This is a genomic window from Devosia sp. 63-57 (assembly GCF_001899045.1).
Taxonomy (GTDB): Bacteria; Pseudomonadota; Alphaproteobacteria; order Rhizobiales; family Devosiaceae; genus Devosia; species Devosia equisanguinis.
Genome location: NZ_MKUY01000007.1, coordinates 1 through 1045 on the forward strand (window position 1 = coordinate 1; position 1045 = coordinate 1045).

The window sequence follows — 1045 nt, forward strand, 5'->3', positions numbered from 1 at the left end:
CCGTCGAGGCTGCCTGCCAGCAGGCGCTCGCCGAGAACGTCTGCTCGTCCGCCGTCATCCTCAACATCCTGGCCCGCCGGCGCGATCCGGCGCCGGCCGTCACCATCCTCACCCCGGATGCGCTTCGCCTGGCTCACGAGCCGCAGGCCGACTGCGCTCGCTACGACAGCCTCAGGAGGGCAAGCTGATGGAACGCACCCAGGTTCTGGACCTGATGGGGACGTTGAAGCTCTACGGCATGCGCGGCGCTTACGACGAGATCATGGCCACCGCCATCAAGCGCCAGCACGAGCCGCCGAGGGTCGTCGGCGACCTGCTGTCGGCCGAGATCGCCGAGAAGCAGGCCCGGTCCATCAAATACCAACTCACCGTCGCCAAGCTGCCGCTGGCCAAGGACATCGACGACTTCGACTTCGCCGACACGCCCGTCAACGAGGCCCTGGTCCGCGACCTCGCCACCGGTGCCTTCATTGCCGACCAGCGCAACGCCGTCCTCATCGGCGGCACCGGAACCGGCAAGTCGCATCTGGCCATCGCGATCGCCCGCGCACTCATCCGCAGTGGCGCCCGCGGCCGCTTCTTCAACGTCGTCGATCTGGTCAACCGCCTCGAGACCGAGCATCGCGCCGGCAAGCAGGGACGCATCGCCGATTACTTGACCCGGCTCGACTTCGCCGTGCTCGACGAGCTCGGCTATCTTCCCTTCGCCCAGGCTGGCGGGCAACTGCTCTTCCACCTGATCAGCCGGCTCTACGAACGGACCTCGATCATCGTCACCACCAACCTCGCCTTCGGCGAGTGGCCAGCCGTCTTCGGCGACGCCAAGATGACCACGGCACTGCTCGACCGCCTCACACACCACTGCGAGATCATCGAGACCGGCAACGAATCCTGGCGCTTCAAGAACCGCTCTCAAAACTAAAGCCGGGGAGCCTAAACAACGCGCCCGACCGGGCTGCGCAACCCCGACCAGCTCCACCCGGTCGGGCGCTTACCGTCGTGCCCCAAAAGGGGTCCCGTTTGCACGCCGATCCAGGGTCCCCAT

Annotated in this window: 1 protein-coding gene and 1 pseudogene; both read left to right on the forward strand. The window is 66.6% G+C overall.

The annotated features are described in order from the left end of the window. Window positions 1–188, forward strand: a pseudogene (locus BGO80_RS19380) (IS21 family transposase); the annotation flags it as partial. Continuing rightward, window positions 188–922, forward strand: coding sequence for an IS21-like element helper ATPase IstB (istB, locus tag BGO80_RS19385; RefSeq protein WP_286723114.1), 735 nt, complete (start codon window positions 188–190; stop codon window positions 920–922). The pseudogene BGO80_RS19380 and the gene istB, both read left to right, overlap by 1 nt. Window positions 923–1045 lie beyond the last annotated feature (123 nt).